This is a genomic window from Pseudolabrys sp. (assembly GCF_050250095.1).
Lineage (GTDB): Bacteria > Pseudomonadota > Alphaproteobacteria > Rhizobiales > Xanthobacteraceae > Pseudolabrys.
This window is the reverse complement of the sequence record NZ_JBFWPH010000003.1, coordinates 352508-374832: the sequence shown is the minus strand read 5'-3', so window position 1 is coordinate 374832 and position 22325 is coordinate 352508. Positions and strand designations below refer to the sequence as shown.

Annotated in this window: 28 protein-coding genes; 10 read left to right on the top strand and 18 right to left on the bottom strand. The window is 66.1% G+C overall.

What is annotated here, in order from left to right; translation table 11 throughout:
* Positions 1 to 23: 23 nt before the first annotated feature.
* On the bottom strand, positions 24 to 698 hold the full coding sequence (locus AB7F10_RS11265; RefSeq protein ID WP_428560850.1) for a carbonic anhydrase: 675 nt from the start codon (positions 696 to 698) through the stop codon (positions 24 to 26).
* A gap of 140 nt (positions 699 to 838) precedes the next feature.
* On the opposite strand from AB7F10_RS11265, the gene AB7F10_RS11260 reads away from it, so the two are divergent.
* The 3 genes from AB7F10_RS11260 (at position 839) to AB7F10_RS11250 (ending at position 4071) form a co-directional block, all read left to right on the top strand.
* A complete protein-coding gene (locus AB7F10_RS11260; protein WP_428560847.1) occupies positions 839 to 1720 on the top strand; it encodes an HpcH/HpaI aldolase/citrate lyase family protein in 882 nt (293 codons plus the stop codon).
* Complete coding sequence (locus AB7F10_RS11255) at positions 1720 to 3309, top strand: MFS transporter (RefSeq protein WP_428560845.1); 1590 nt, start codon at positions 1720 to 1722, stop codon at positions 3307 to 3309. The genes AB7F10_RS11260 and AB7F10_RS11255 overlap by 1 nt, the downstream gene beginning before the upstream one ends.
* 243 nt (positions 3310 to 3552) lie before the next feature.
* Positions 3553 to 4071, top strand: a complete 519-nt coding sequence (locus AB7F10_RS11250; RefSeq protein ID WP_428560840.1) for a DsrE family protein — start codon at positions 3553 to 3555, stop codon at positions 4069 to 4071.
* A 136-nt stretch (positions 4072 to 4207) separates the two neighbouring features.
* On the opposite strand, the gene leuD is transcribed toward AB7F10_RS11250, so the two are convergent.
* Both leuD and AB7F10_RS11240 read right to left on the bottom strand, forming a co-directional pair.
* The gene (leuD, locus tag AB7F10_RS11245; RefSeq protein ID WP_428560837.1) at positions 4208 to 4813 is read right to left on the bottom strand and encodes a 3-isopropylmalate dehydratase small subunit; all 606 of its coding nucleotides are present in this window, start codon (positions 4811 to 4813) and stop codon (positions 4208 to 4210) included.
* Between the two features lie 64 nt (positions 4814 to 4877).
* A complete protein-coding gene (locus AB7F10_RS11240) occupies positions 4878 to 5303 on the bottom strand; it encodes a metallopeptidase family protein (RefSeq protein WP_428560835.1) in 426 nt (141 codons plus the stop codon).
* Positions 5304 to 5425: 122 nt separating this feature from the next.
* On the opposite strand from AB7F10_RS11240, the gene AB7F10_RS11235 reads away from it, so the two are divergent.
* Together AB7F10_RS11235 and AB7F10_RS11230 are read left to right on the top strand one after the other, a co-directional pair.
* Positions 5426 to 5722, top strand: coding sequence for a hypothetical protein (locus AB7F10_RS11235; RefSeq protein ID WP_428560833.1), 297 nt, complete (start codon positions 5426 to 5428; stop codon positions 5720 to 5722).
* A gap of 51 nt (positions 5723 to 5773) precedes the next feature.
* Positions 5774 to 6025: a hypothetical protein gene (locus AB7F10_RS11230; RefSeq protein ID WP_428560831.1), complete on the top strand. Its 252-nt coding sequence runs from the start codon at positions 5774 to 5776 to the stop codon at positions 6023 to 6025.
* Between the two features lie 62 nt (positions 6026 to 6087).
* Here the strand turns inward: AB7F10_RS11230 and leuC are convergent, their stop codons facing one another.
* The 8 genes from leuC to AB7F10_RS11190 form a co-directional block, all read right to left on the bottom strand.
* On the bottom strand, positions 6088 to 7491 hold the full coding sequence (gene leuC, locus AB7F10_RS11225) for a 3-isopropylmalate dehydratase large subunit (protein ID WP_428560829.1): 1404 nt from the start codon (positions 7489 to 7491) through the stop codon (positions 6088 to 6090).
* Between the two features lie 247 nt (positions 7492 to 7738).
* Positions 7739 to 8131: a 50S ribosomal protein L19 gene (gene rplS, locus AB7F10_RS11220; RefSeq protein WP_428560827.1), complete on the bottom strand. Its 393-nt coding sequence runs from the start codon at positions 8129 to 8131 to the stop codon at positions 7739 to 7741.
* A 131-nt stretch (positions 8132 to 8262) separates the two neighbouring features.
* Positions 8263 to 8970, bottom strand: a complete 708-nt coding sequence (gene trmD, locus AB7F10_RS11215; protein WP_428560825.1) for a tRNA (guanosine(37)-N1)-methyltransferase TrmD — start codon at positions 8968 to 8970, stop codon at positions 8263 to 8265.
* 2 nt (positions 8971 to 8972) lie between these two features.
* Positions 8973 to 9491 carry a ribosome maturation factor RimM gene (gene rimM, locus AB7F10_RS11210; RefSeq protein ID WP_428560822.1) on the bottom strand — a complete coding sequence of 173 codons (519 nt, stop codon included), beginning with the start codon at positions 9489 to 9491 and terminating at the stop codon, positions 8973 to 8975.
* A gap of 17 nt (positions 9492 to 9508) precedes the next feature.
* Entirely contained in the window at positions 9509 to 9880 is a 372-nt protein-coding gene (gene rpsP / locus AB7F10_RS11205; protein ID WP_428560819.1) for a 30S ribosomal protein S16, read from the bottom strand.
* 53 nt (positions 9881 to 9933) lie between these two features.
* On the bottom strand, positions 9934 to 11469 hold the full coding sequence (ffh, locus tag AB7F10_RS11200; RefSeq protein ID WP_428560817.1) for a signal recognition particle protein: 1536 nt from the start codon (positions 11467 to 11469) through the stop codon (positions 9934 to 9936).
* 229 nt (positions 11470 to 11698) lie between these two features.
* Positions 11699 to 12388 (bottom strand): SIMPL domain-containing protein, encoded by a 690-nt coding sequence (locus AB7F10_RS11195; protein ID WP_428560814.1) that lies wholly within the window; start codon positions 12386 to 12388, stop codon positions 11699 to 11701.
* A gap of 15 nt (positions 12389 to 12403) precedes the next feature.
* Positions 12404 to 12997 carry a GyrI-like domain-containing protein gene (locus tag AB7F10_RS11190; RefSeq protein ID WP_428560812.1) on the bottom strand — a complete coding sequence of 198 codons (594 nt, stop codon included), beginning with the start codon at positions 12995 to 12997 and terminating at the stop codon, positions 12404 to 12406.
* Positions 12998 to 13134: 137 nt separating this feature from the next.
* Between AB7F10_RS11190 and dapF the strand changes: the two genes are divergently transcribed.
* Genes dapF through AB7F10_RS11175 form a run of 3 tightly spaced genes read left to right on the top strand, consistent with a single transcriptional unit; the run spans position 13135 to position 15913 of the window.
* Positions 13135 to 14028 (top strand): diaminopimelate epimerase, encoded by an 894-nt coding sequence (dapF, locus tag AB7F10_RS11185; protein WP_428560810.1) that lies wholly within the window; start codon positions 13135 to 13137, stop codon positions 14026 to 14028.
* The gene (gene mtaB, locus AB7F10_RS11180; protein ID WP_428560807.1) at positions 14028 to 15257 is read left to right on the top strand and encodes a tRNA (N(6)-L-threonylcarbamoyladenosine(37)-C(2))-methylthiotransferase MtaB; all 1230 of its coding nucleotides are present in this window, start codon (positions 14028 to 14030) and stop codon (positions 15255 to 15257) included. The genes dapF and mtaB overlap by 1 nt, the downstream gene beginning before the upstream one ends.
* Positions 15258 to 15274: 17 nt before the next feature.
* A complete protein-coding gene (locus tag AB7F10_RS11175) occupies positions 15275 to 15913 on the top strand; it encodes a pyridoxamine 5'-phosphate oxidase family protein (RefSeq protein ID WP_428560805.1) in 639 nt (212 codons plus the stop codon).
* Here AB7F10_RS11175 and AB7F10_RS11170 read toward each other — a convergent pair.
* Positions 15907 to 16593: an RluA family pseudouridine synthase gene (locus AB7F10_RS11170; RefSeq protein ID WP_428560802.1), complete on the bottom strand. Its 687-nt coding sequence runs from the start codon at positions 16591 to 16593 to the stop codon at positions 15907 to 15909. The genes AB7F10_RS11175 and AB7F10_RS11170 overlap by 7 nt on opposite strands.
* Before the next feature lie 43 nt (positions 16594 to 16636).
* On the opposite strand from AB7F10_RS11170, the gene ftsY reads away from it, so the two are divergent.
* Positions 16637 to 17566, top strand: a complete 930-nt coding sequence (gene ftsY / locus AB7F10_RS11165; protein ID WP_428560799.1) for a signal recognition particle-docking protein FtsY — start codon at positions 16637 to 16639, stop codon at positions 17564 to 17566.
* A 4-nt stretch (positions 17567 to 17570) separates the two neighbouring features.
* Positions 17571 to 18140, top strand: a complete 570-nt coding sequence (locus tag AB7F10_RS11160) for a septation protein A (protein ID WP_428560797.1) — start codon at positions 17571 to 17573, stop codon at positions 18138 to 18140.
* Here the strand turns inward: AB7F10_RS11160 and AB7F10_RS11155 are convergent.
* The 6 genes from AB7F10_RS11155 to ccmA all read right to left on the bottom strand — a co-directional run bounded on the left by AB7F10_RS11155 (position 18137) and on the right by ccmA (position 22142).
* The gene (locus AB7F10_RS11155; protein ID WP_428560795.1) at positions 18137 to 19117 is read right to left on the bottom strand and encodes a phosphatase PAP2 family protein; all 981 of its coding nucleotides are present in this window, start codon (positions 19115 to 19117) and stop codon (positions 18137 to 18139) included. The two genes, AB7F10_RS11160 and AB7F10_RS11155, sit on opposite strands and share 4 nt — an antisense overlap.
* A 151-nt stretch (positions 19118 to 19268) precedes the next feature.
* Positions 19269 to 19859: a DsbE family thiol:disulfide interchange protein gene (locus AB7F10_RS11150; RefSeq protein WP_428560793.1), complete on the bottom strand. Its 591-nt coding sequence runs from the start codon at positions 19857 to 19859 to the stop codon at positions 19269 to 19271.
* Complete coding sequence (gene ccmD / locus AB7F10_RS11145; protein ID WP_428560791.1) at positions 19856 to 20038, bottom strand: heme exporter protein CcmD; 183 nt, start codon at positions 20036 to 20038, stop codon at positions 19856 to 19858. Before ccmD ends, AB7F10_RS11150 begins: the two co-directional genes overlap by 4 nt.
* Positions 20035 to 20778 carry a heme ABC transporter permease gene (locus AB7F10_RS11140; protein ID WP_428560789.1) on the bottom strand — a complete coding sequence of 248 codons (744 nt, stop codon included), beginning with the start codon at positions 20776 to 20778 and terminating at the stop codon, positions 20035 to 20037. The genes ccmD and AB7F10_RS11140 overlap by 4 nt, the downstream gene beginning before the upstream one ends.
* A gap of 102 nt (positions 20779 to 20880) precedes the next feature.
* Positions 20881 to 21549, bottom strand: coding sequence for a heme exporter protein CcmB (ccmB, locus tag AB7F10_RS11135; RefSeq protein WP_428560787.1), 669 nt, complete (start codon positions 21547 to 21549; stop codon positions 20881 to 20883).
* The gene (gene ccmA, locus AB7F10_RS11130) at positions 21546 to 22142 is read right to left on the bottom strand and encodes a heme ABC exporter ATP-binding protein CcmA (RefSeq protein WP_428560785.1); all 597 of its coding nucleotides are present in this window, start codon (positions 22140 to 22142) and stop codon (positions 21546 to 21548) included. Before ccmA ends, ccmB begins: the two co-directional genes overlap by 4 nt.
* Positions 22143 to 22325 lie beyond the last annotated feature (183 nt).

Below are 22325 nucleotides of genomic sequence, written 5' to 3'. Positions count from 1 at the left end.
AGCCCGGCCATGACAAGAGCCAACTAAAACCGCGGCGTCGCGAACAGCCGGGCGTGGTCTTCCGCAGCGACCGGCTCGAACTTGCCGGTCGTCTCGTCGCGCACCGACAATTGCCCGGTGGCGACGCCGAAGTAAGCGCCGTGCAGTTGCAGCTTGCCGCGCTCGACCAAAACCTTCACGCAAGGGAACGTCATCAGGTTGTCGATCGTGGTGGACACCGATTGTTGCTCCAGCGCGACGATATAGTCGGCGAAACTCGCGAATTTTTCCGGGCCGCCGAGTTTCGCCGCGCCCGGCGCCAGCAGGTCCATCCAGCGGCCGATGAAGTCGCCCGGCGACAGCGGCTTGCTCTGCTCGGCAAAGGCGCGGATGCCGCCGCATTGCGCGTGGCCGAGAACGACGATGTGCTTGACGCGCAACGCCTGCACGGCGAATTCGAGCGCGGCGGACACCGCGCGGGTCGCGCCGTCCGGCGTATAGGGCGGCACTAGGCTCGCGACGTTGCGGGCGACGAACAGCTCGCCCGGCCCCGCGTCGAAGATCACTTCCGGCGAGACGCGGCTGTCGGCGCAGCCGATCACCATGACTTCCGGCGATTGCCCGCGCTCCGACAATTCACGATAGCGGCCCTGCTCCAGCCGCAGCCGCGCGTAAAGAAAAGCGCGGTAGCCGTTGATCAGTTGGGTCGGAAAAGACATGGCGTGACGTGTCCTGTTGTGTCCATCAATCACGCCCGGCTCACCATAGGCAAGCTAAAATCGCCACGCCGCAAGGCCACCGGAAGCATTGGCACGCGCCGGATACTGGCGATAGGGTGCGCTCAACAAGGGGCCTCGCCATGACGATCCGACCACGCCGCAGCATTCTCTACATGCCGGGTTCCAACGCTCGCGCGCTGGACAAGGCGAAAACGCTATCCGCCGACGGTGTGATCCTCGACCTTGAGGATTCGGTTGCACCCGACGCCAAAGCCGCGGCGCGCGATCAGGTCGCGGTGGCGGTGAAAGCCGGCGGCTTCGGCGCGCGCGAGGTCTTCATCCGCATCAACGCCATCGACACCGAATGGCACGCCGAAGATCTGATGGCCGCCGCGCATGCCGCGCCGGACGCGATCCTGGTGCCGAAGATTTCCGATCCGGCGCAACTCGAGCAGGTCGGCCGCCGGCTGCTCGACATGGGAACCGCGCACAAAACGCGCGTCTGGGCGATGATCGAGTCGCCGCTCGCGGTGTTCAACGTGCTTGCCATCGCTGGCGCGGCGCAGGACTCCGAGACGCGGCTGTCCGGCTTTGTGCTCGGCACCAACGATCTCGCCAAGGACACCCGCGCGCGGCTCGTGCCGGGCCGGTTCCCGATGATCGGCTGGCTCATGCAATGTGTCGCCGCCGCGCGCGTCCACGGCCTCGATGTGATCGACGGCGTCTACAACAATATCGGCGATGCGCAGGGCTTTGTCGCGGAATGCGAGCAGGGCCGCTACATGGGCTTCGACGGGAAGACACTGATCCATCCCAGCCAGATCGAGCCCTGCAACACGGTGTTCACGCCGTCCGCCGAGGAGGTGGCGATGGCGCGCAAGATGATCACGGCCTTCGACCTGCCGGAAAACCAGGCCAAGGGGGTGGTATCGATTGATGGCCGCATGGTCGAGCGGCTGCATGCCGACATGGCGCGGCGCACGGTCGCCATCGCCGAGGCGATTGCGGCGCGGCCGAGCTGATGCTCGTCAATCCGCGGCCGCTGCCTTGCGAAGAAGCCGCGATCCGCGCGGTCGATACGCGGGCGGACTGCAGCCGGCGGGCCAAACGGGCGACGCTGATCGCCGCCATCTTCGGCTCCACGCTCGCCTTCATCGACGGGTCGGTGGTGAACGTCGCGCTGCCGGCGATCGAAGCCGATTTGCGCGCGGGTGCGGCCGCCGTGCAATGGCTGGTCAGTGCCTATCAGTTGTCGCTCGCGGCGCTGCTGCTGGTTGGCGGGGCGGCGGGCGACAGGTTCGGTCGCCGGCGTGTCTTTGTCATCGGTGTCGCGCTCTTTGCCGTGGCCTCGCTGTGGTGCGGGCTTGTTTCCGGTGCCGGTGAATTGGTTGTCGCACGGGCCGCGCAAGGCGTCGGCGCGGCGCTGCTGGTGCCGTCCTCGCTGGCGCTGATCGGCGCGGTGTTCGACGAGCACGAGCGCGGCAAGGCGATCGGCACCTGGGCCGCGTTTTCCGCGCTGTCCGCTGCGGTTGGGCCGATCCTTGGCGGCTGGATCGTCGACCACGCGACCTGGCACTGGATCTTCCTGATCAATCCGGTGCTGGCCTTGCCGACCTTGTGGCTGGCGCTGCGCCTCGTGCCGGAAAGCCGCGATGCCGAAGCGCCGGCGCGGCTCGACTGGCCGGGTGCTCTCCTCGCGTTGGCCGGTCTCGGCTGCGTTGTCTATGCGCTGATCACGTCGGCTTCGCGCGGCTGGATGGATGCCGCAACCGGCGGCATGGCGATGCTCGGCGTCATGCTGCTTGGCGCCTTTGTAGCTGTCGAAGCGCGCAGCGCAGCGCCGATGATGCCGCTCGGTCTGTTTCGTTCGCGGGTCTTCAGCGGCATCAATCTGCTGACGCTTCTGCTTTATGCCGCGCTCGGCGGCGCGTTCTTCTTCCTGCCGTTCGATCTCATTCAGGTACACGGCTATTCGGTGACGCAGGCCGGCGCGGTTTTCCTGCCCTTTACCGTCATCATGGCGGCGCTGTCGCGCTGGTCCGGCGGGCTGATCGACTATCTCGGCGCGCGCACGCCTCTGGTCGTCGGGCCTGCCGTCGCCGCGGCAGGTTACGCGCTGCTGGCGCTATCCGGGCGTGATGGATCCTATTGGTCGTCGTTTCTGCTGCCGATCGCGCTTGTCGGTCTCGGCATGGCGATCGCGGTCGCGCCGCTGACGACGGTGGTGATCAATGCGGTGCCGGCGCATCGCGTCGGGGTTGCCTCTGGCGTCAACAATGCGGTTGCTTCGGTCGCCAATTTGTTCGCCGTGGCGGTGCTCGGCGCGGTCGGCCTTGCCGCCTACGGCCACGGCATCGAGACGCGACTTGCCCGGCTCGACGCGCCGGCCGCGACGAAACAGGTGATTGCCGATGCGCGGGGCAGCTTCGTGGCGCCGGCCGCGCTCGCGGCGCTGCCGAACGATCAGCGCGTCGTGGCCCGCGCTGCGCTGGCGGATTCGTTGTCCGACGGAATTCGGCTCGTCATGCTGCTGTCCTGCGCGCTGGCGCTCGCCGCGGCCGCCTGCGGAGCGGCCACCGCACCGCCGCGTGCTTCTACGCCGAGGCGGTGACGAGAGCGTTTTCAAGCGAAGTGGATACCGGCCTCCGCCGGTCATAGCCGGCTTCGTCCGGCGACGGCCGGTTCGCGTGAAAAACGCGACAAAACAAAAATCCAGAGCCCGGCTTTGAGCTCATCAAAGCCGGGATCTAGGAAAATTCTGCTGCGGCGCGGTAGGCTTTTAGAATTCCGCGTTTGCCGCACCTGATTTATGCTCAGGGCAACAATTCATCCGTTCGACTTTGGAGAAACCGACATGGCTGACATCGATCGCAGGCACGTTCTCGCCGCGCTGGCCGCCGGCGGCGCGGCGATCGCGGGCACCACCGCGGCGCGTGCTGCGCCGAAGGAGCTGAACTTCGCCGACATGAAGAAGGACACCGAGGTCGCCTGCGTCTATCACTGCGATTTCGGCGACGACAAGCGCTACAGCGCGATGCTGCGCAATATCAACAATCACCTGTCGGTCTACGATTTCGATCCGTTCAAGACCAAGATCCTCATCGTCGCGCATTCCGCCGGTATCAAGTATCACCTGAAGTCGCTGGCCGGCACGCCGTGGGAAGGCAAGGAGATCGATCCCGATCTCGCCAAGCGCATGGATGGGCTCGCGAAGTACGGCGTCGAGGTCTATCTCTGCAAGATCACCTTCAAGGCGCAGAAGCTCGATCTCTCGCTGGCGAAAGATGCGGACTACATCAAGCTGGTGCCGTCCGGCGTCGCCACCGTCGCCGCGTTGCAGGGCAAGGGCTTTGCGTATTTGAAGGTGGGTTGAGCGGAAGCGGACTTCCAAACGCGGTTCGACATATTCCGCTCATTCCCGCGAAAGCGGGAATCCAGATAGGCCCGAAGCGCAAGCTATTGCAGTTTATGGCCCCCCTTCGCGGGGGTGAGCGGAGTAGGTGACTGGCTTACGCCCAGGGCCGCGCTTCCGCGGTTTTCTTTTCAAAGCCTGCGATCTTGCCCTGCTTCTGCTGGGTGAGGCCGATGTCGTCGAGGCCGTTGAGCAGGCAATGCTTGCGGAAGGCGTCGATCTCGAACTTGATCGTGCCGCCGTCCGGTCCGCGGATTTCCTGCTTCTCCAGGTCGATCGAAAGCGTCGCGTTGGCGCCGCGGTCGGCGTCGTCGAACAGCTTCTCGAGATCTTCCGGCGAGACGCGGATCGGCAGCAGGCCGTTCTTGAAGCAGTTGTTATAGAAGATGTCGCCGAACGCGGTCGAGATCACGCAGCGGATGCCGAAATCGGCGAGCGCCCACGGCGCATGCTCGCGCGAGGAGCCGCAGCCGAAATTGTCGCCGGCGACCAGGATCGACGCCTTGCGATAGGCCGGCTTGTTGAGCACGAAGTCCGGATTTTCGCTGCCGTCGTCCTTGTAGCGCTGCTCGGAGAACAGGCCCTTGCCGAGACCGGTGCGCTTGATGGTCTTGAGATACTGCTTCGGAATGATGAAGTCGGTATCGACATTGATCTGCCGCAGCGGCGCGGCGACGCCTTCAAGCGTGGTGAACTTTTCCATCGGCTGTCTCCGTCAATCCAGGTTGGGTTGTCTATCGTGGATGCACCGGCTTAGGAAGGCCGGTTCAGTCAATGCTGGCTTCGATGGCGTGCATGTCGTCGTCGGACAGGCCGAAATGGTGGCCGATCTCATGGATCAGCACATGGGTCACGATGGCGCCGAGGCTGTCTTCGTGCTCGGCCCAGTAATCGAGGATCGGCCGGCGATAGAGCCAGACCATGTTCGGCATCTGCCCGCTCGGCTGGTCGGAATTGAACGGCAGGCCGACACCCTGGAACAGGCCGAGCAGGTCGAATTCGCTCTCGATCCCCATGCTCTTGAGGACCTCCTCGGTCGGGAAATCCTCGACCCGGATGACGAGATCGGCGCAGAGGCCGCGAAACCTCGCGGGCAGGCCGGCATAGGCGACAGCCGCCATTGCCTCGAAATCGGCGATCGAAGGGGCCATCCGGCCGGGCCAGTCGGCGAATTCCTTGGATTTCCCGGTCATTCCATCGTTCTAGGCGAGGCGGCCTGCGCGGCCAAGCGACCCTCGATCATGCCCTAAGCCATTGACGGCACACCCGGAATGCGCGAGGTTCCAAACTGGAAATATGGTTAACGAGGCGTAACATGCTTGTCCTGCGTCAGATTTTCGCTCTCGCCTTCACCGTCGGCGTGATCGCCGCGGTCGCCGCTCCGGCCGAAGCCGCCAGCCCTTGCAAGCAGGGTCCGCCCGCCTGGTGGAACGCGCCGCGGGTGTCCTACACCTACAACGGCCAGCGCACGCACAGCTACGACACCGCGCCGCCGACGCGCCGCGCATCGTCTTACAGCTATTCGTCGCGCAGCGCTTCAACCCGCAGCTCTTACCGGTCATACTCGGCCCCGCGTTACGCGCATTCGCGCGGCTATAGCGAGTGGCGCTGACCGCGGGCAGTCACGACGGCTGGGGGCGTTAAGTTGATCGGTCCGGTTTCAATGATCCGCATTGCGGTTGCGGCGGCTGTCGCGGCACTGCTGCTCGTCGGCCACGCCTATGCGCAGACCGCGGACGATGCCGCGCCGGTCAGGCGCGCGCAGGTCGCGCAAAGCCGCACCAGCATCGTCGTCACGCCGCGCCGGCAGCGTCTGTCGCCTGACGCGAAGCGCCATTGCGAAGCCTGGCTCGAACGGGAATATCGCGTCAGCGGCACGGTGATCGTGCCGCGTCAGCGCTGCTGGTGGCAGTAAGTTTTTCGATTTAAGGAAACGCAAAAGCGGGGCGATGTCGCCCCGCTTTGTTTTTCAGCGCCTCACTTCCACTCGCGCACGTCGACGAAGTGGCCGGCGATCGCCGCCGCTGCCGCCATCGCCGGCGAGACGAGATGGGTGCGGCCCTTGTGGCCCTGCCGGCCCTCGAAGTTGCGGTTCGAGGTCGAGGCGCAACGCTCGCCCGGCTTCAGCTTGTCCGGGTTCATCGCGAGGCACATCGAACAGCCCGGCTCGCGCCAGTCGAAGCCGGCGGCTTTGAAAATCTTGTCGAGGCCTTCGGCTTCCGCCTGCTCCTTCACGAGACCGGAGCCCGGCACGATCATCGCGTTGACGTTGCCGTTCACCGTCTTGCCCTCGGCGATCCGCGCAACTTCGCGCAAGTCCTCGATGCGGCCGTTGGTACAGGAGCCGATGAAGACGCGGTCGAGCTTGATGTCGGTGATCTTCTCGCCGCCGGCCAAGCCCATATAGGCGAGCGAGCGTTCGGCGGCGGTGCGCTTGTTCTCGTCGGCGATCTCCGCCACCACCGGCACGCGGCCGGTGATCGAGGCGACCTGCTCGGGGCTGGTGCCCCAGGTGACGATGGGCGGCAGCTTGGCGGCGTCGAGACGGATTTCGCGATCGAAGTGAGAGCCGTCGTCGGAGCGCAGCGTCTCCCAATAGCGCATCGCGTCGTCCCACAGCTTGCCCTTCGGCGCCATCGGACGGTCCTTGAGATAGTCGAACACCTTGTGGTCGGGCGCGATGAAACCGGCCTTGGCGCCGCCTTCGACCGACATGTTGCAGATGGTCATGCGGCCTTCGATCGAGATGTCATCGATCGCGCTGCCGGCATATTCCAGCGCGTAGCCGGTGCCGCCTGCGGTGCCGATCTCGCCGATGATGGCGAGGATGATGTCCTTCGCGGTGACGCCGGGCGGCAGCTTGTTGTCGACGATCGCGCGCATGTTCTTCGACTTGCGCTGAATCAGCGTCTGCGTGGCGAGCACATGCTCGACCTCGGAGGTGCCGATGCCGTAAGCGAGCGCGCCGAACGCGCCATGCGTCGCGGTGTGGCTGTCGCCGCACACGATCGTCGTGCCGGGCAGCGTGAAGCCCTGCTCGGGACCGATGATGTGGACGATGCCCTGCCGCTTGTCGAACTCGTTGAAATATTCGATGCCGAAGTCCTTGGCGTTCTGCGCCAGCACCGCGATCTGCTCGGCGCTCTCCGGGTCGGGATTGGGCTTGGAACGATCCGAGGTCGGGACGTTGTGATCGACCACCGCGAGCGTCTTGGCCGGCGCGTGAACCTTGCGGCCGGAATTGCGCAGGCCTTCGAACGCCTGCGGGCTCGTCACCTCGTGAACGAGATGGCGGTCGATATACAGGAGGCAGGTGCCGTCCGGCTGTTCGTCGACCAGATGGTCATCCCAGATTTTGTCGTAGAGGGTACGCGGTTTCATCGTTTGATCTCGACTGATGATAAGGACGGGGCGAAGCGCGGCAGGCGCGGGGTCAAGGCCCGCGCGGCGCGATCAAAGCCCTGCCAGCACGCCGGCATACCGGCCAAAGAAACGGCCGGGCAGGCGCTGACGATCCGCAAGAATGATCCGGCAATCGGTCATCATGATTGGAATATAACCAAACAGGCGGTCAGCAAAAAGGGGCCGTTGCGCGGCCCCTTCATGCAATCCGAGCGATGCGCGCCGATTATTCGGACGCGGCGGCCGCCGCCTCTTCGCCGCGGGCGGTGCCCTCGGTGATGCGGGCCTTCTTGCCGCGCAGGCCACGGAGGTAATAGAGCTTGGCGCGGCGGACCTTGCCGCGGCGCACGAGCTTGATCGAGTCGATCACCGGCGAGTAGAGCGGGAATACGCGCTCGACGCCTTCGCCGTAGGAAATCTTGCGGACGGTGAAGTTCTGGTTGAGGCCGCCGCCCGAGCGCGCGATGCAGACGCCTTCATAGGCCTGAATGCGGGTGCGCTCGCCTTCGGTCACCTTCACGTTGACCAGCACGGTGTCGCCCGGCTCGAAATCCGGAAATTCCTTCCCGGCGGAGAGCTTGGCGACCTGCTCTTTCTCGAGTTCCTGGATGATGTTCATCGGGCAAATCTCCGTCGGCAGCGCCAGCATCCGGCGCGCGGGCTCAGGCCTAATCCTGAATGGGTCGGCAGGCTTCTATTACAAAGCCGGGAGCTTGTCACCCCTTCCCATGCGTCCCGGCGGGGCCTCGGTTAGCGGCCTTTTTCCGGGTTTTTCCGGGCCTGATAGGCCGCCCAGAGGTCCGGCCGGCGCTCCTTGGTGAGCCGTTCGGCCTCGGCCTGGCGCCATTTTTCGACCCTGGCATGGTCCCCGGAGGTCAGCACCTCCGGGATGGCCAGCCCCTCGAACACCGGGGGCCGCGTATATTGCGGGTATTCCAGCAGGCCATGGCTGAAGCTTTCCTCCGCCGCCGAGGCTTCCTTGCCCATGACGCCCGGAATGAGTCGGACGCAGGCGTCGAGCAGCGCCAGCGCCGCCACTTCGCCGCCCGACAGCACGAAATCGCCGAGCGAGACCTCCTCCAGCTTGCGGGCCTCGATCAGCCGTTCGTCGACGCCCTCGAAGCGGCCGCACAGGATCACCGCGCCGGGGCCGCGGGCGAGATCCTGCACCCGGCCTTGCGTCAGCGGCCGGCCGCGCGGGCTCATCAGCAGGCGCGGGCGGTCGTCATTGGGGATGGCGTCGAGTGCTTTCGCCAGCACGTCCGCCTTCATCACCATGCCGGGACCGCCGCCGGCCGGTGTGTCATCGACGGTGCGGTGCCGGTCGGTGGCATGGGCGCGGATGTCGATCGCATCCAGCGACCAGACCTTCGCGGCCAGCGCCTTGCCGGCGAGGCTGACGCCCAACGGGCCGGGGAACATTTCGGGGAAGAGCGTCAGGACACTCGCGCGCCACATGGTCACTCGCCCTCGCGCGCTTCTATCTCGCCCGGCGGCGCGATAACGACGCGCTTCGCAACGAGATCGACCTCGGGCACGACGTTGTCGGTGAAAGGCAGCATCACGGCTTCGCCGCCGTCGACGCCGATCTCGATCACGTCGCCCGCGCCGAAATTATGCAGCGCCAGAACGGTACCGAGCGGCGCGCCGTCTGTCGTGACGGCGGCAAGTCCGATCAGGTCGTGACGATAATAGGCGCCGTCGTCGGTGAGCGGCGGCAGGCGGTCGCGCGGCACGTAAAGCTCGATGCCGGTCAGCGCCTGCACGGCGTCGCGGCCGGTGACGCCGCCGATCCGCGCGATCAGGTGATCCTTCGCCGCGCGCACGATCTCGATCTCGAACGTGCGCGCGCCGTCTTTCGTCTCAAGCGGATTGAAGTCCGCCAGCGCCAGCGGGTCGTCCGTGAACGGCCACAGCTTCACCTCGCCGCGAACGCCATGCGCGGCGCCGATGCGTGCGACGCAGACACGGTCGGCCACGGCAGGTCAGCCGTGCGTCAGCTCGCCGCCGGGGCGGGAGCGGCAGCCGGCGCGCCGGCCGCGGCCTTCGCGGCTTCGGCCTGGGCTTTCCGTTCCTTGCGCGGGATCGCCTTCTGCGGATTGTTGCGCTTCTCGCGCTTGGCGACACCGGCGGCGTCGAGCAGGCGCATCACGCGGTCGGACGGCTGCGCGCCTTTCTTCACCCAGTCCTGAACCTTCTCGAGATTCCAGACCAGACGCTCGGCCTTGTCCTTCGGCAGCAGCGGGTTGAAGTGGCCGAGCCGCTCGATGAAGCGGCCGTCGCGCGGCGAACGCTTGTCGGCGACGACGATGTGATAGACCGGCCGCTTCTTGGTGCCGGCGCGGGCCATGCGGATAACGAGTGCCATTGTTTCAGTTCCTTTCAGCTCTCTGATGTTCAGGTTCGATGTTCGAGTAACGCTTATTTCTTCTTTCCGAGACCCGGCGGGAGGCCGCCGGGCAGTCCGGGAAACTTTCCGCCCAGTCCGGGCAGGCCGCCCGGTGCGCCGGGGAAATTCGGCGGCAGCTTGGGCATGCCGGCCGGCAATTGTCCGCCGCCGGCTTTCACCTGTTCTGCAAGTTTCTGGAGTTCTTCCTTCGACGGCATGCCGCCGCCGAAACCCATCGCCTGCGCGAGTCCGGCCATCGGGCCGCGCTTCGCGCCGCCCATCGCCTTCATCATGTCGGCCATGCCACGGTGCATTTTCAGAAGCTTGTTGATCGCTTCCGCCGAGGTGCCGGAGCCGGCGGCGATGCGCTTCTTGCGGCTGTTCTTGAGAAGGTCCGGGTTGCGCCGCTCCTGCGGCGTCATCGAGTCGATGATCGCCATCTGCCGCTTGAGCATGTTCTCGTCGAGCCCGGCATTGGCGATCTGGTTCTTCATCTTGGCGACACCTGGCATCATCGACATCAGGCCGCCGATGCCGCCCATCGTCTGCATCTGAGCGAGCTGCTCGCGCATGTCGGCCAGATCGAACTGGCCCTTGCGCATCTTCTCGGCGGCGCGCATCGCCTTTTCGGCGTCGATATTGGCGGCGGCCTTTTCGACCAGCGCGACGATGTCGCCCATGCCGAGGATGCGGCCGGCGATGCGCGATGGATCGAAGTCCTCCAGCGCGTCGAGCTTTTCGCCGGTGCCGATCAGCTTGATCGGCTTGCCGGTGACCGCGCGCATCGACAGCGCCGCGCCGCCGCGGCCGTCGCCGTCGGTGCGCGTCAGCACGATGCCGGTGAGGCCGACACGCTCGTTGAAGGAGCGCGCGAGGTTCACGGCGTCCTGGCCGGTCAGCGCATCCGCGACCAGCAGCACCTCATGCGGGCCGGCGGTCGTCTTGATCTCGGCCGCCTCGTTCATCATCTCGTCGTCGAGCGTGGTGCGGCCGGCAGTGTCGAGCAGCACGACGTCGTAGCCGCCGAGCCGGCCGGCTTCGAGCGCGCGCCGTGCGATCTGCGGCGGCGTCTGTCCGGCGACGATCGGCAGCGTCTCGATCTGCGCGTCGCGGCCGAGCACGGCAAGCTGTTCCATCGCGGCCGGGCGGCGCACGTCGAGCGAAGCCATCAGAACTTTCTTCTTCTGGCGGTCGGTGAGGCGGCGCGCGAGCTTGGCGGTGGTGGTGGTTTTGCCGGAGCCCTGCAAGCCGACCATCATGATGGCGACCGGCGGAGCGGCATGGAGGTCGATCGGCTCAACCGTTTCGCCGAGCGTGCGCACGAGCTGGTCGTGGACGATCTTGACGACCATCTGGCCGGGCGTGACTGACTTGATGACGTCGACGCCGACCGCGTGCTTCTTCACCTCGTCGGTGAAGGCGCGCACCACGTCGAGCGCGACATCGGCCTCGAGCAGTGCGCGGCGCACCTCGCGCATCGCGGCGTCGACATCCGCCTCGCCGAGCGCGCCGCGCCGGGTGAGACGGTCGAGAATTCCGCCAAGCCGTTCCGACAGTGTGTCGAACATCGAAATCTCAGTTCTCAACTCTACGTTCAAACGCGACTACGCCCGAGGGCGCACAGCGCTGTCGGGCGGTTGCCTCCGGCCTCATGGGACCGGTCGGCGGGTTCAAAAGCTGGTCTCTTTCGAGATGGCCGGGAAACTAGGGGCGAGGTGCCCCCAAGTCAATAAATGCCAGGCCAAGGAAAGCCGGGGCGTGCCGTGGACGCCCGGCTGACAACAAAGCTTAGTATTTTCAATGTGTTAGTCCGAAAGTCACGCTGACTGAGACCCGCAGCGTCTGCTCGCCGGGCGCGACCGGCACGGCCTCGGGGGAGGCCCGCATCATCATCGTCTTCGGATAGGGGGTCACCGCGCCGCCCTCGCTGATCGCCAGCGCCTTGCCGAGCGTGCCGCCGGTTGCCTTGGCGTAGATCTCGGCCTTGCGGCGGGCGTCCTCGACCGCTTCGGCGCGCAGTCTGTCGAGCGCTTCCTGCGGCTTGGTGACGGTGAAGTCGATGCCGTTGATGGTGTTGGCGCCCGCCGTGATCAGCTTGTCGAGCAGGCCGGAAAGCTTGTCGACATCGCGCAGCATCACGGTGACCTGATTGGTGGTCTGGAAGCCGGTGATCGGCGCGTCCATGCCTCGGCCGGAGGCCCGCACCGGCTGGATCGACAGCCGCGAGGTCTGCACGTCGCGGTCGGCGACGCCGTTCTGCTTCAGCGTCGCGATCAGCGCCGACATCTGCTTGCTGTTGGCGGCGGTCGCCTCGCCGGCGGTCTTGCCCTGCGTGACGACGCCGGCATGGATGCGCACCGCGTCCGGCACGACGGCGGTTTCGGCTTCGCCGGTGACGACGACGACATTATCGAGGGCGCGCGCAGGGCCGGCCAACGCCAGTCCCCACAGCGCAATCGCGGCAGCCGCGATGAGGGTGTTTCTCATGTCTCCAGATCTGATCTAGCGAATGGGCACAAATATGGTGACGATCAGGGGAGCGTCGGGGTCGTCGGACAGCGGTCCGTCATATTCCTCGATGAACATGTCCTGCGCATCGAGCCGCTTCTCGTCGAGGTGATTGGTGATCGCCTCGTAGGTGGTGTTGAGCGCGTCGAACGAGCCGCGATGGGTGAATTTCAACACCCTGCCCGAAGGCGCGGGGCCGACGCCGGCCGGTTCGCTCGGCGGCGTGGCCGGCGGCGCTTCGACCGGCACCGCGGCCTGGAAATCGAAGCCGGTGTCGTCGGTCTTGGTGTAGATCGCCATCGCCTTGCCGGCCGGCCTGATGCCTTCCTTGGCGAGATACTGGTTCAGCACCTTGAAGGCGGCGGCGACGGTGTCAAAAGCCTTGTCCCAGGTGCCGGAGCCTTTGACGAAAACGACGGTGCGTTCCTGCAGCGTCACCTCGGTGCCGAAGGCGTCGCCCGGCTGGAGCGGCGCCGGGGCCTGGGCGGCGCCTGCTGGTGGCGGAGCAGGGGAAGGCGGAGTTTGCGCCTGCCCCGGCTCGGCGATCGCAAGGGTGGCCAGGGCGGCGATCAGCAGCAGGTGCAACATGGGCTCTCCGGCCGTGGAATTGACGCGGGGCGTCCCCCGATTCGCTGCGCTGGCAGGCCATTTTAGCATGCCGGGACGCCCGACTCGCCATTCCGCGTCAAATCGCCATATAACCCGCCACGACAGGCGGTTGATTTATGAGCGCGCTCGCCAATCACAAGTTCGTCAAGATGAACGGCATCGGCAACGAGATCGTCGTCGTGGACATGCGCGATTCCGGCAAGCCGATCTCGGCCGACGACGCGCGCGCGGTGGCGCAGCCGGACGGCGCGCCCTACGACCAGCTGATGGCGCTCTATGCGCCGCGCACGCCGGGCACCGACGGCTTTATCCGCATCTACAACAATGACGGCTCGGAGGCCGGCGCCTGCGGCAACGGCATGCGCTGCGTCGCGACGCTGTTCTCCGGCGCGATCGGCAAGAACGCGCTGACCTTCGAAACGAAGTCCGGCATTCTCAACTGCATCATGAATGCCGACGGCACCTTCACCGTCGACATGGGCAAGCCGCGCTTCGCCTGGAACGAGATTCCGCTGTCGGAGGAATTCCGCGACACCCGCGCGATCGAATTGCAGATCGGCCCGATCGACAAGCCGATTCTGCACTCGCCGTCGGTCGTCAGCATGGGCAACCCGCACGCGATCTTCTGGGTCGACGACGTGAACGCCTACGATCTCGAGAAATTCGGACCTCTGCTCGAGAACCATCCGATGTTTCCCGAGCGCGCCAACATCACGCTCGCGCATATCGTCTCGCGCGATCATATCGTGATGCGGACCTGGGAGCGCGGCGCGGGGCTGACGCGCGCCTGCGGCTCGGCCGCCTGTGCCACGGCTGTTGCCGCGGCGCGGCTGAAGCGCACGGACCGCACGGTGCGCATGACGCTGCCGGGCGGCGAGCTCACCATCGAATGGCGCGAGCGCGACGATCACGTGCTGATGACCGGCCCCGCCGAATTCGAGTTCGAGGGCATCTTCGCGCCGGCGCTGTTCGAGAAGGCTGCCAAGGACGCGACCAAGGCGGGCGCGTGATGACGGTCGACGTCGTCACCTTCGGTTGCCGGCTCAACATCTACGAGTCCGAGCTGATCCGCCGCGAGGCCGAGAGCGCGGGGCTTGCCGACACCGTCATCGTCAACAGTTGCGCGGTAACGGGCGAAGCGGTGCGGCAGGCGCGGCAGAACATTCGCCGCCTGCGCCGCGAGCGGCCGCAAGCGCGTATCGTCGTCACTGGCTGCGCCGCGCAAACCGAAGCGGAAACCTTCGCAGCGATGCCGGAGGTCGACCGCGTCGTCGGCAACGACGATAAATTCGACGCTGCAAAGCTTGCCGGCGCGGAGCGCGTCGCGGTCGGCGACATCATGGCGTCGCGCACCATCGCGCGGCCGGCGGTTGAGCGGCAGCCCGGCCATACGCGCGGCTTCGTGCAGGTGCAGAACGGCTGCGATCACCGCTGCACTTTCTGCGTCATTCCGTTCGGCCGCGGCAATTCGCGTTCGCTTGGTGTTGACGATGTGGTCGCCCAGGTGCGCCGTTTCGTCGAGCATGGCGCTCGCGAGGTCGTGCTGACCGGCGTCGATATCACAAGCTATGGTGTTGATCTCGCGGGCGCGCCGAAGCTCGGCGCGCTTGTGAAGCGCATTCTGCGTGAGGTGCCGGACCTGCCGCGGCTGCGGCTGTCGTCCATCGACTCGGTCGAGGCCGACCGCGATCTGATCGACGCGCTTGGCGAAGAAGAGCGGCTGATGCCGCATCTGCATCTGTCGCTGCAGGCCGGCGACGACATGATCCTGAAGCGCATGAAGCGGCGGCATACGCGCGCGGATGCAATCGCGTTCTGCGACGAGGTACGCCGGCTGCGCCCGGACGTCGCCTTCGGCGCCGACATCATCGCGGGCTTCCCGACCGAAACCGAGGGCATGTTCCAGCGCTCGCTCGATCTGGTCGACGATTGCGGGCTGACGCAGCTTCACGTTTTCCCGTTCTCGCCGCGCCCCGGCACGCCGGCGGCGCGGATGCCGCAACTCGACCGTGAGACGGTCAAGGACCGCGCCCGTCGCCTGCGCGACAAGGGCGAGGCGGCGCTCGGTGCGCAGTTGTCCCGTCAGGTCGGCGCGCGCCGCAGCGTGCTGGTCGAGATGGGGAATGTCGGCCATACCGCGCAGTTTCTGCCGGTCCGGTTGGCGTCGCCGGTCGCGCCCGGTATCATTCTCGACCTGACGATTGCGGGCCATAACGGCCGCCAACTTCTGGCGGCCTGACACATCGGGGAAATGCGATGCTCGACAAGCCGAAGATCGACGAAAGCTACATCGTCACCAGCGTCGAGCAGCTTGCGGAACTCTACGGCGAACGCATGCCGACCTCGGTCCGCAAGGAAATCGACCATATCAATGCGCACTATCGCAAGCTGATCGAGGCCGCGCCCTTCGTCGCCATCGCCACCGGCTGCGAGGATGGTTTCGACTGCTCGCCCAAGGGCGATGCGCCGGGCTTCGTGCGCGTGGTCGATGAAAAAACGCTGATGATCCCGGATCGGCCCGGCAACAACCGCATCGACGGCTTCCGCAACATTCTGCGCAACCCGAATATCGGCCTGCTGTTCCTCATTCCCGGCGTCGGCGAGACGATGCGGGTGAACGGCACGGCGAAGCTGTCGGTCGATCCCGCGCTGCGCGAGAGCTTCGCCGTCAACGGCAAGCCGGCGCGCTCGGTGCTGATCGTGCATGTGATCAGCGCCTATTTCCATTGCACCAAGGCGATCATGCGCTCGAAGCTGTGGGACCCGAAGACGCAGATCGACCGCAAGAGCCTGCCCTCGACCGGCACGATCATCGCCACGATGACGGACGGCGAGCATGGCGGGGATCAGTACGACCGCGAAGCGCCGGAGCGCCACAAGTCGCAGCTTTATTGATCGTCGCGCCAGCCGCAGGCCGCAAGCCGCTCGCGCATGTGCTCCGGCACCGGCGCGGCGACTTTGATGGCGTCCTTGTTCTTGTAGAGTGGCACCACGACCTCGCGCGACAGCAGGTGGAGCACGGGACCGCCCTCGCGCGGCGCGGTTCCGTAAATATTGTCGCCGATGATCGGAAAGCCTTTCGCCGCGCAGTGCACGCGAAGCTGATGCGTGCGGCCGGTGACCGGCTCGAGCGCGAGCCACGTCATGCCGTCGCCGCGGCCCGCGACCTTCCACGTCGTCAGCGACGGCAGGCCGTTGTCATCCGGCTTCATCCACCAGCCGCGGCTGTCGTCGAGCTTCGACAGCGCGATGTCGATCTGGCCTTCATCCTCGGCGGGGCCGCCTTCGACGACCGCCCAGTAGGTCTTGCCGACCTTGTTTTGCTTGAACAGTTTGCCGAGCGAGGCGAGCGCCTTGCGGTGACGGCCGAGCACGAGACAGCCGGAGGTGTCGCGGTCGAGCCGATGCGCCAGCGCCGGCCTTCGCGGCAGGCCGAAGCGCAGTGCGTCGAAATGGTCCTCGAAGGCGTTGCCGCCCTTCGGCCCGCGATGCACGGGAATGCCCGGCGGCTTGTCCACCACCAGCATCAGCCCGTCGCGATAGAGCAGGCGGGCAAGCATCTCGTCCGGTGTCATTTGTCTTACCAATCCTTGCCGAAACCGCTATCACGGGCGCCGCATGACCGACAGTGGCCCGAAAAGCTGGTGGAAGCGCCTGAGCGGCGGCCTGCAACGCACGGCCACCTCGCTCGGCACGTCGATTTCCGACCTCGTTACCAAGCGCAAGCTCGACGCCGCGGCCATCGAAGACCTTGAAAACGAACTGATCCGCGCCGACCTCGGCGTCGATACAGCGATGAAGATCGCGTCGGTGTTGGGTGAGGGGCGGTTCGAGAAGAGCGTCACGCCCGACGAGGTGAAGGCGGTGCTGGCGGCCGAGATCGAGAAGCCGCTCGCCGGCGTGGCGAAGCCGCTGGAGATTTCGGCCAAGCCCTTCGTCATTCTCGTCATCGGCGTCAACGGCTCCGGCAAGACGACGACCATCGGCAAGCTCGCGACCAAGTTTCGTGCACAGGGCAAGAGCGTGCTGCTCGCCGCCGGCGATACGTTTCGCGCCGCGGCCATCGACCAGCTGAAGATCTGGGCGGAGCGGTCCGGCGCGACGATCATGGCGCGCGAGCCGGGCTCGGATGCGGCGAGCCTCGCCTTCGACGCGGTGACGGCGGCGAAGAACGGCGGCACGGAGGTCGTGCTGATCGACACCGCCGGGCGGTTGCAGAACCGCAGCGAATTGATGGACGAACTGCACAAGATCGTCCGCGTCATCAAGAAGGTCGACCCCGCCGCGCCGCATGCGGTGTTGCTGGTGCTCGACGCCACCGTGGGGCAGAACGCGCTGTCGCAGGTCGAGGTGTTCGGCAAGACGGCCGGCGTCACCGGTCTCGTGATGACCAAGCTCGACGGCACCGCGCGCGGCGGCATCCTCGTCGCGATTGCCGCGAAGTTCGGCCTGCCGGTGCATTTCATCGGGGTCGGCGAGGGCATCGACGACCTCAGCGATTTTTCCGCACGCGACTTCGCGCGGGCGATTGTGGGCCTGGAGACCTGATCCGGTGGCGAACGACGACAAGAAGCAGCTCAATCCGTGGCTCAAGCTCGTGCTCGATCTCGGGCCGCTGGTGCTGTTCTTCTGGGCCAATTCGCGCTTCGGCATCTTCAACGCCACCGCGGCCTTCATGATCGCGATCCTGCTCGCGCTGGCGGTGAGCTACGCGCTGACCCGTCATCTCGCGGTGATGCCGATCGTGACCGCCATCGTCGTCGTGGTGTTCGGCGGGCTGACGCTCGCGTTGCACGACGAAACCTTCATCAAGATGAAGCCCACCATCATCTATGCGCTGTTCGGCGCGATCCTGATCGGCGGGCTCTGGATGGGAAAGCCGCTGCTCGGCTATGTGTTCGAGCAGGTGTTCGAACTGACCGAGGAAGGCTGGGCCAAGCTGACGCTGCGCTGGGCGCTGTTCTTTCTCGTCATGGCGGTGCTCAATGAAATCGTCTGGCGCACGCAGACCACCGACTTCTGGGTCAGCTTCAAGCTGTTCGGCGCGGTGCCGCTCACGCTTGTTTTCGGCGCGCTGCAATACCCGTTGCTGACGAAATACCGGCCGCCGGAGAAGCGTTAGGCCGTAGCCGGCGTCAGATCTCGCGCCGGCTGGGCGCGGCGCTGCATCAGGCGGTCTTCGAGGCGGATGACCGGCCGCGCCAGCATGAAGCCGAACGCTGCCATTGCGCAGCCGGCGATCACGTCGATCAGGTAATGCGCGCCTTCCGTCAACGTGCCGGCGAGCATCGCGGCGTTCAGCAACAGTAGTGCAGCGAAGATCAAGCGATGCCGGCGCAGCGCCAGCGGCGTCAGCACCGCGACCGTCGAATGGAACGACGGGAAGGTCGCGATGCCGCCGGGAAATTCCGTCATCACCAGCGGGCCCGACGCTCTCAACTGATTGAGATGCTCCACCGGAGTAGCGCCGGTAAAGCGCAGGATGTCGAAGGCGTTGCGGTCGGCGAACATGATCGGCCCGACCGCCGGCATGGTCGCGGAAATGAAGATCGTCGTGACGAAGGCGATGGCGAAGGCGAGCAGGTAGAGCCGCAGCTCGTCGAGCCGCCCCGCCGCGGCCAGCACCAGAACCGGCAACGCGATCTGCAAAGAGATGCTGTGATAGGCGGGGTAAAGCAGCGACTGTACCAGCGGATGCCGGTCGACCCAGTGCGCATAGGCCGGCCAGTCGAAGCCGAGCGCCCGGTCGATGGTGTTGAGCATGTGATCGCGCAGCGGAAAGCCCGCGCGCTGCATTGCATAGGCTGCGAGCACGCCGCAGACGCAGGCGGTGACGAGATACAGAAACCCGTAGAGAAAAGTCAGCGCGCGGAACGAGACTTTGTTCGGCCGTGCAAACTGGATCAGCACGTCGAGCACGAGCACGCCGATGACGACGAGCAGGATGTTCGGCAAGGATTGCAGCGTGAAGCCGGTGGCGAGCGAGGCGAGAATGCCGGTGATGATGAGAACAAAGATCGGCAGCGTCGCCGAGATCGAAACCGGGCTCACGCGGGCCGCATGCGCGAGACCGTGATCTGCGAGCGGACCGGAACGCATGGCCGGAAAACCTTTGAACGCCACGACAGGAAAAAGTGAGACGATCAGGCGCGCTCGTGGGCCCGACGCCGTGCGGGACGAGACTGCGCCACAGTGATTAAAAGACCCTTTATGGGCAGGCGGCGGAGCGCGCCGTCGCGCGCGCTCTTTATTATCGCCGCAGCGCCTTTTCGAGTTCCGGCTCTAGCACGGTGTCGAAATTGGCGGCGTTGATCGGGCCGATCAGCTTGTAGGCGATGCGGCCGTCGCGGCCGATCACGAAGGACTCCGGCACGCCGTAAACGCCCCAGTCGATCGCGGTGCGGCCGTTCGGGTCGGCGCCGGTGGCGACGAACGGGTTGCCGTAGCGGTTGAGGAAACGCCGCGCGTTCTCCGGCTTGTCCTTGTAGTTGATGCCGGCGAGTTGGATGCGGCTGTCCCTGGCAAGCTGCGCGAGGAACGGGATTTCCTCGTGACAGGGCACGCACCACGAGGCCCAGACATTCACCAGCGTCACCTTGCCGGCGAAGGTCGCATTGGTCAGGCCGGGCACCGGTGCGCCCTCGCGCGTCAGCCCCTCGAGCGGCGGCAGGTCGGTCTTCGGCGCCGGCGAGCCGATCAGCGCGGACGGAACGCGCGAATGGTCGCCGCCGATCCGCATCAGGAATACGGCGGCCAGCGCGAGGAACACCGCGAGCGGCAGCAGCAACAGCGCCGTGCGCAGTGCGCCGCCTTTGCGCGCGCTTTGCCCGGTATCGTTCATTGTTTCTTCTGCGAGCGCCGGGTGACGCCCTGCCTCTCGAGTTCGCCGAGCAGCCGCTTCTGCGCGGCGTAATCTGCGACAACCCAGGCGATCAGCCCCGCGACGACGACGATGCCGGCCGCATAGGCGGCGATGATGAAGCCCGCATGCGCGCCGAGGTTCATGCCGAGCACGATCATGCGCGCGCACCGGTGGCGAGTGTTTGTGCCCGCGTCATCATCATCGCGCGCGCGCGGCGGCGCAGGATCTCGTTGCGCATGGCGGCGAGATGTAGCGTGAAGAACAGCAGCGTGAAGGCGAGCGCCATCACCAGCAGTGGATAGAGAATGCTGGGGTCGATGGCCGAGCCGCCGAGCCGGATCACCGAGGCCGGCTGATGCAGCGTGTTCCACCAGTCGACCGAAAACTTGATGATCGGGATGTTGACGGCGCCGACCAGCGTCAGGATCGCGGCGGCGCGCGCGCCGCGGCCGGGATCTTCCGCGGTCCAGTAGATCGCGATGACGCCGAGATACATGATGAAGAGCACGAGCACGGAGGTCAGTCGCGCGTCCCACACCCAGTAGGTGCCCCACATCGGCCGGCCCCACAGCGAGCCGGTGACGAGGCACAAGAGCGTCAGCGCGCCGCCGATCGGCGCGGCGGCCTTGGCGGCGACGTCGGCGAGCGGGTGTCGCCACACCAGCGTGCCGAGCGCGGCGACGCTCATCACCGACCAGCCGAGCATCGCGAGCCAGGCGGCGGGAACGTGCAGGAACATGATCTTGACGGTGGCGCCCTGCTGGTAATCGTCCGGCGCATTGGCCGCCATATAAATGCCGGCGACGAAGGCGATCACGGTCAGCGCGGCAAGCCACGGCAGCACGCGCTGTACCAGCGCGAGGAAGCGCGTCGGATTGGCAAGGTCGATGACGGCCATATCGGTTCTTTTAGGCTTTTCGCTGTCCGCGGACAATCGCTCTGGAATGCAAACAGACTAGGGCGGCCTTCATTCCATCATGCTCCATCACTCCCGCGCGATTTATTCGAGGCCGTGACGCAATGCCGCCGCCGCCGCGACTGGCCCGACCACGAGACTGGCGAGCGACAGCGCGCAGAGAATAGTGAAGGGCGCGCCGAACGGCACCGGCCCGACGATTGCCGCGTTCGCCGCCGAGACACCGAAGATCAGCACAGGGATCGTGAGCGGCAGCACCAGTACGGCAAGCAGCAGCCCGCCACGGCGCAGCGCGACCGACAGCGCCGCGCCGATCAGGCCGATGAAGGTCAGTGCCGGCGTGCCGGCGAGCAGCGTCAGCGCGACGGCGCCCATCGCCTGCATTTCGATGTTGAGCATGAGGCCGAGCAGTGGCGCGATGACGACGAGTGGCAAGCCGGTGGTGAGCCAGTGTGCGAGTGCCTTCGCTGCGACGACGAGTTCGAGCGGCATGCGGCCGGTCATCAGCAGATCGAGCGAGCCGTCCTCGTAGTCGGTGACAAAGAGCCGGTCGAGCGCGAGCAGGCTCGCGAGCAATGCGCCGAGCCAGAGGATGGCGGGACCGATCCGCGCGAGCAGCGCGAGGTCGGGACCGAGCGCGAACGGCACTAGCGTGACGAGGATGAGAAAGAAAAAGGCGCCCATCGGCGCGCCGCCGCCGGCGCGGGTGGCAAGCCGCATGTCGCGGATTAAAAGTGCGATCAGGGGACTCATGCCGCGCCGAGCCTCAGTTCGCGTGCGCCGGCAAGACCGACATCGCCATGCGTTGCCGCGACGATGATGCCGCCGCCGGTAAGGTGCCCGCGCATCAGACGGCTAAGCCGCGCCTGCGCATCGGCGTCGAGCGCCGTGGTCGGTTCGTCGAGCAGCCACAGCGGGCGCGGCACCGCGACGAGGCGGGCGAGCGACAGCCGGCGGCGCTGGCCGGCGGAGAGATAGGCGGCGGGCAGCGCGGCGAGCGGCGACAGTTCGATAGCCTCCAGCGCCGCGTCGGCGTCGCCACCACCGAAATAAGAGGTCCAGAACCGGAGATTTTCCAGCACCGAAAGTCCGGGCTTCAGGGCGTCGAGATGGCCGACATAGTGCGCCTGCTCGCCGACGCTCATCTCGGCATCGCCGCCATGCAGGGAGAGGCTGCCTGCCGTCAGCCGTACCAGCCCGGCAATCGCGCGCAGAAGTGAGGACTTTCCGGCGCCGTTATGCCCGGTGACGACCAAAGCCTCGCCGGAGGCGACGGAAAAGCTTAAGGCCCCAAAGACTTCGCGGCCGCCCCGGACGCAGGACATATTTTCCGCCTGAAGCTGCATTCCAGCGATGCCCTGTCCGGCCGTCTCTTGTCGCCGCCACTTGCCGTCCCCGAGCTTTGGCGATATGGCGCGGAGACCGAAAAAACTTTATAAGCCCGCTAATGTGGAAACACTGCCCCGGGTTCCACAACGCGGCTGGCCATGCGTAAAACCGGTTGTTTCATAGCGGTTTAGCAGGCGGTC

What these genes read in the sequence shown, in the direction of transcription:
- AB7F10_RS11170 (WP_428560802.1), bottom strand. Translation starts at nt 16,593, where the DNA reads ATGACACCGGACGAGATGCTTGCCCGCCTGCTCTATCGCGACGGGCTG.
- AB7F10_RS11150 (WP_428560793.1), bottom strand. Translation starts at nt 19,859, where the DNA reads ATGAACGATACCGGGCAAAGCGCGCGCAAAGGCGGCGCACTGCGCACG.
- AB7F10_RS11240 (WP_428560835.1), bottom strand. Translation starts at nt 5,303, where the DNA reads ATGACCGGGAAATCCAAGGAATTCGCCGACTGGCCCGGCCGGATGGCC.
- AB7F10_RS11260 (WP_428560847.1), top strand. Translation starts at nt 839, where the DNA reads ATGACGATCCGACCACGCCGCAGCATTCTCTACATGCCGGGTTCCAAC.
- AB7F10_RS11230 (WP_428560831.1), top strand. Translation starts at nt 5,774, where the DNA reads ATGATCCGCATTGCGGTTGCGGCGGCTGTCGCGGCACTGCTGCTCGTC.
- AB7F10_RS11255 (WP_428560845.1), top strand. Translation starts at nt 1,720, where the DNA reads ATGCTCGTCAATCCGCGGCCGCTGCCTTGCGAAGAAGCCGCGATCCGC.
- mtaB (WP_428560807.1), top strand. Translation starts at nt 14,028, where the DNA reads ATGACGGTCGACGTCGTCACCTTCGGTTGCCGGCTCAACATCTACGAG.
- ftsY (WP_428560799.1), top strand. Translation starts at nt 16,637, where the DNA reads ATGACCGACAGTGGCCCGAAAAGCTGGTGGAAGCGCCTGAGCGGCGGC.
- trmD (WP_428560825.1), bottom strand. Translation starts at nt 8,970, where the DNA reads ATGTGGCGCGCGAGTGTCCTGACGCTCTTCCCCGAAATGTTCCCCGGC.
- AB7F10_RS11140 (WP_428560789.1), bottom strand. Translation starts at nt 20,778, where the DNA reads ATGGCCGTCATCGACCTTGCCAATCCGACGCGCTTCCTCGCGCTGGTA.
- ffh (WP_428560817.1), bottom strand. Translation starts at nt 11,469, where the DNA reads ATGTTCGACACACTGTCGGAACGGCTTGGCGGAATTCTCGACCGTCTC.
- AB7F10_RS11195 (WP_428560814.1), bottom strand. Translation starts at nt 12,388, where the DNA reads ATGAGAAACACCCTCATCGCGGCTGCCGCGATTGCGCTGTGGGGACTG.
- dapF (WP_428560810.1), top strand. Translation starts at nt 13,135, where the DNA reads ATGAGCGCGCTCGCCAATCACAAGTTCGTCAAGATGAACGGCATCGGC.
- AB7F10_RS11175 (WP_428560805.1), top strand. Translation starts at nt 15,275, where the DNA reads ATGCTCGACAAGCCGAAGATCGACGAAAGCTACATCGTCACCAGCGTC.
- rplS (WP_428560827.1), bottom strand. Translation starts at nt 8,131, where the DNA reads ATGAACATCATCCAGGAACTCGAGAAAGAGCAGGTCGCCAAGCTCTCC.
- AB7F10_RS11235 (WP_428560833.1), top strand. Translation starts at nt 5,426, where the DNA reads ATGCTTGTCCTGCGTCAGATTTTCGCTCTCGCCTTCACCGTCGGCGTG.
- ccmB (WP_428560787.1), bottom strand. Translation starts at nt 21,549, where the DNA reads ATGAGTCCCCTGATCGCACTTTTAATCCGCGACATGCGGCTTGCCACC.
- leuD (WP_428560837.1), bottom strand. Translation starts at nt 4,813, where the DNA reads ATGGAAAAGTTCACCACGCTTGAAGGCGTCGCCGCGCCGCTGCGGCAG.
- rpsP (WP_428560819.1), bottom strand. Translation starts at nt 9,880, where the DNA reads ATGGCACTCGTTATCCGCATGGCCCGCGCCGGCACCAAGAAGCGGCCG.
- ccmA (WP_428560785.1), bottom strand. Translation starts at nt 22,142, where the DNA reads ATGCAGCTTCAGGCGGAAAATATGTCCTGCGTCCGGGGCGGCCGCGAA.
- AB7F10_RS11250 (WP_428560840.1), top strand. Translation starts at nt 3,553, where the DNA reads ATGGCTGACATCGATCGCAGGCACGTTCTCGCCGCGCTGGCCGCCGGC.
- AB7F10_RS11265 (WP_428560850.1), bottom strand. Translation starts at nt 698, where the DNA reads ATGTCTTTTCCGACCCAACTGATCAACGGCTACCGCGCTTTTCTTTAC.
- ccmD (WP_428560791.1), bottom strand. Translation starts at nt 20,038, where the DNA reads ATGATCGTGCTCGGCATGAACCTCGGCGCGCATGCGGGCTTCATCATC.
- AB7F10_RS11155 (WP_428560795.1), bottom strand. Translation starts at nt 19,117, where the DNA reads ATGCGTTCCGGTCCGCTCGCAGATCACGGTCTCGCGCATGCGGCCCGC.
- AB7F10_RS11190 (WP_428560812.1), bottom strand. Translation starts at nt 12,997, where the DNA reads ATGTTGCACCTGCTGCTGATCGCCGCCCTGGCCACCCTTGCGATCGCC.
- leuC (WP_428560829.1), bottom strand. Translation starts at nt 7,491, where the DNA reads ATGAAACCGCGTACCCTCTACGACAAAATCTGGGATGACCATCTGGTC.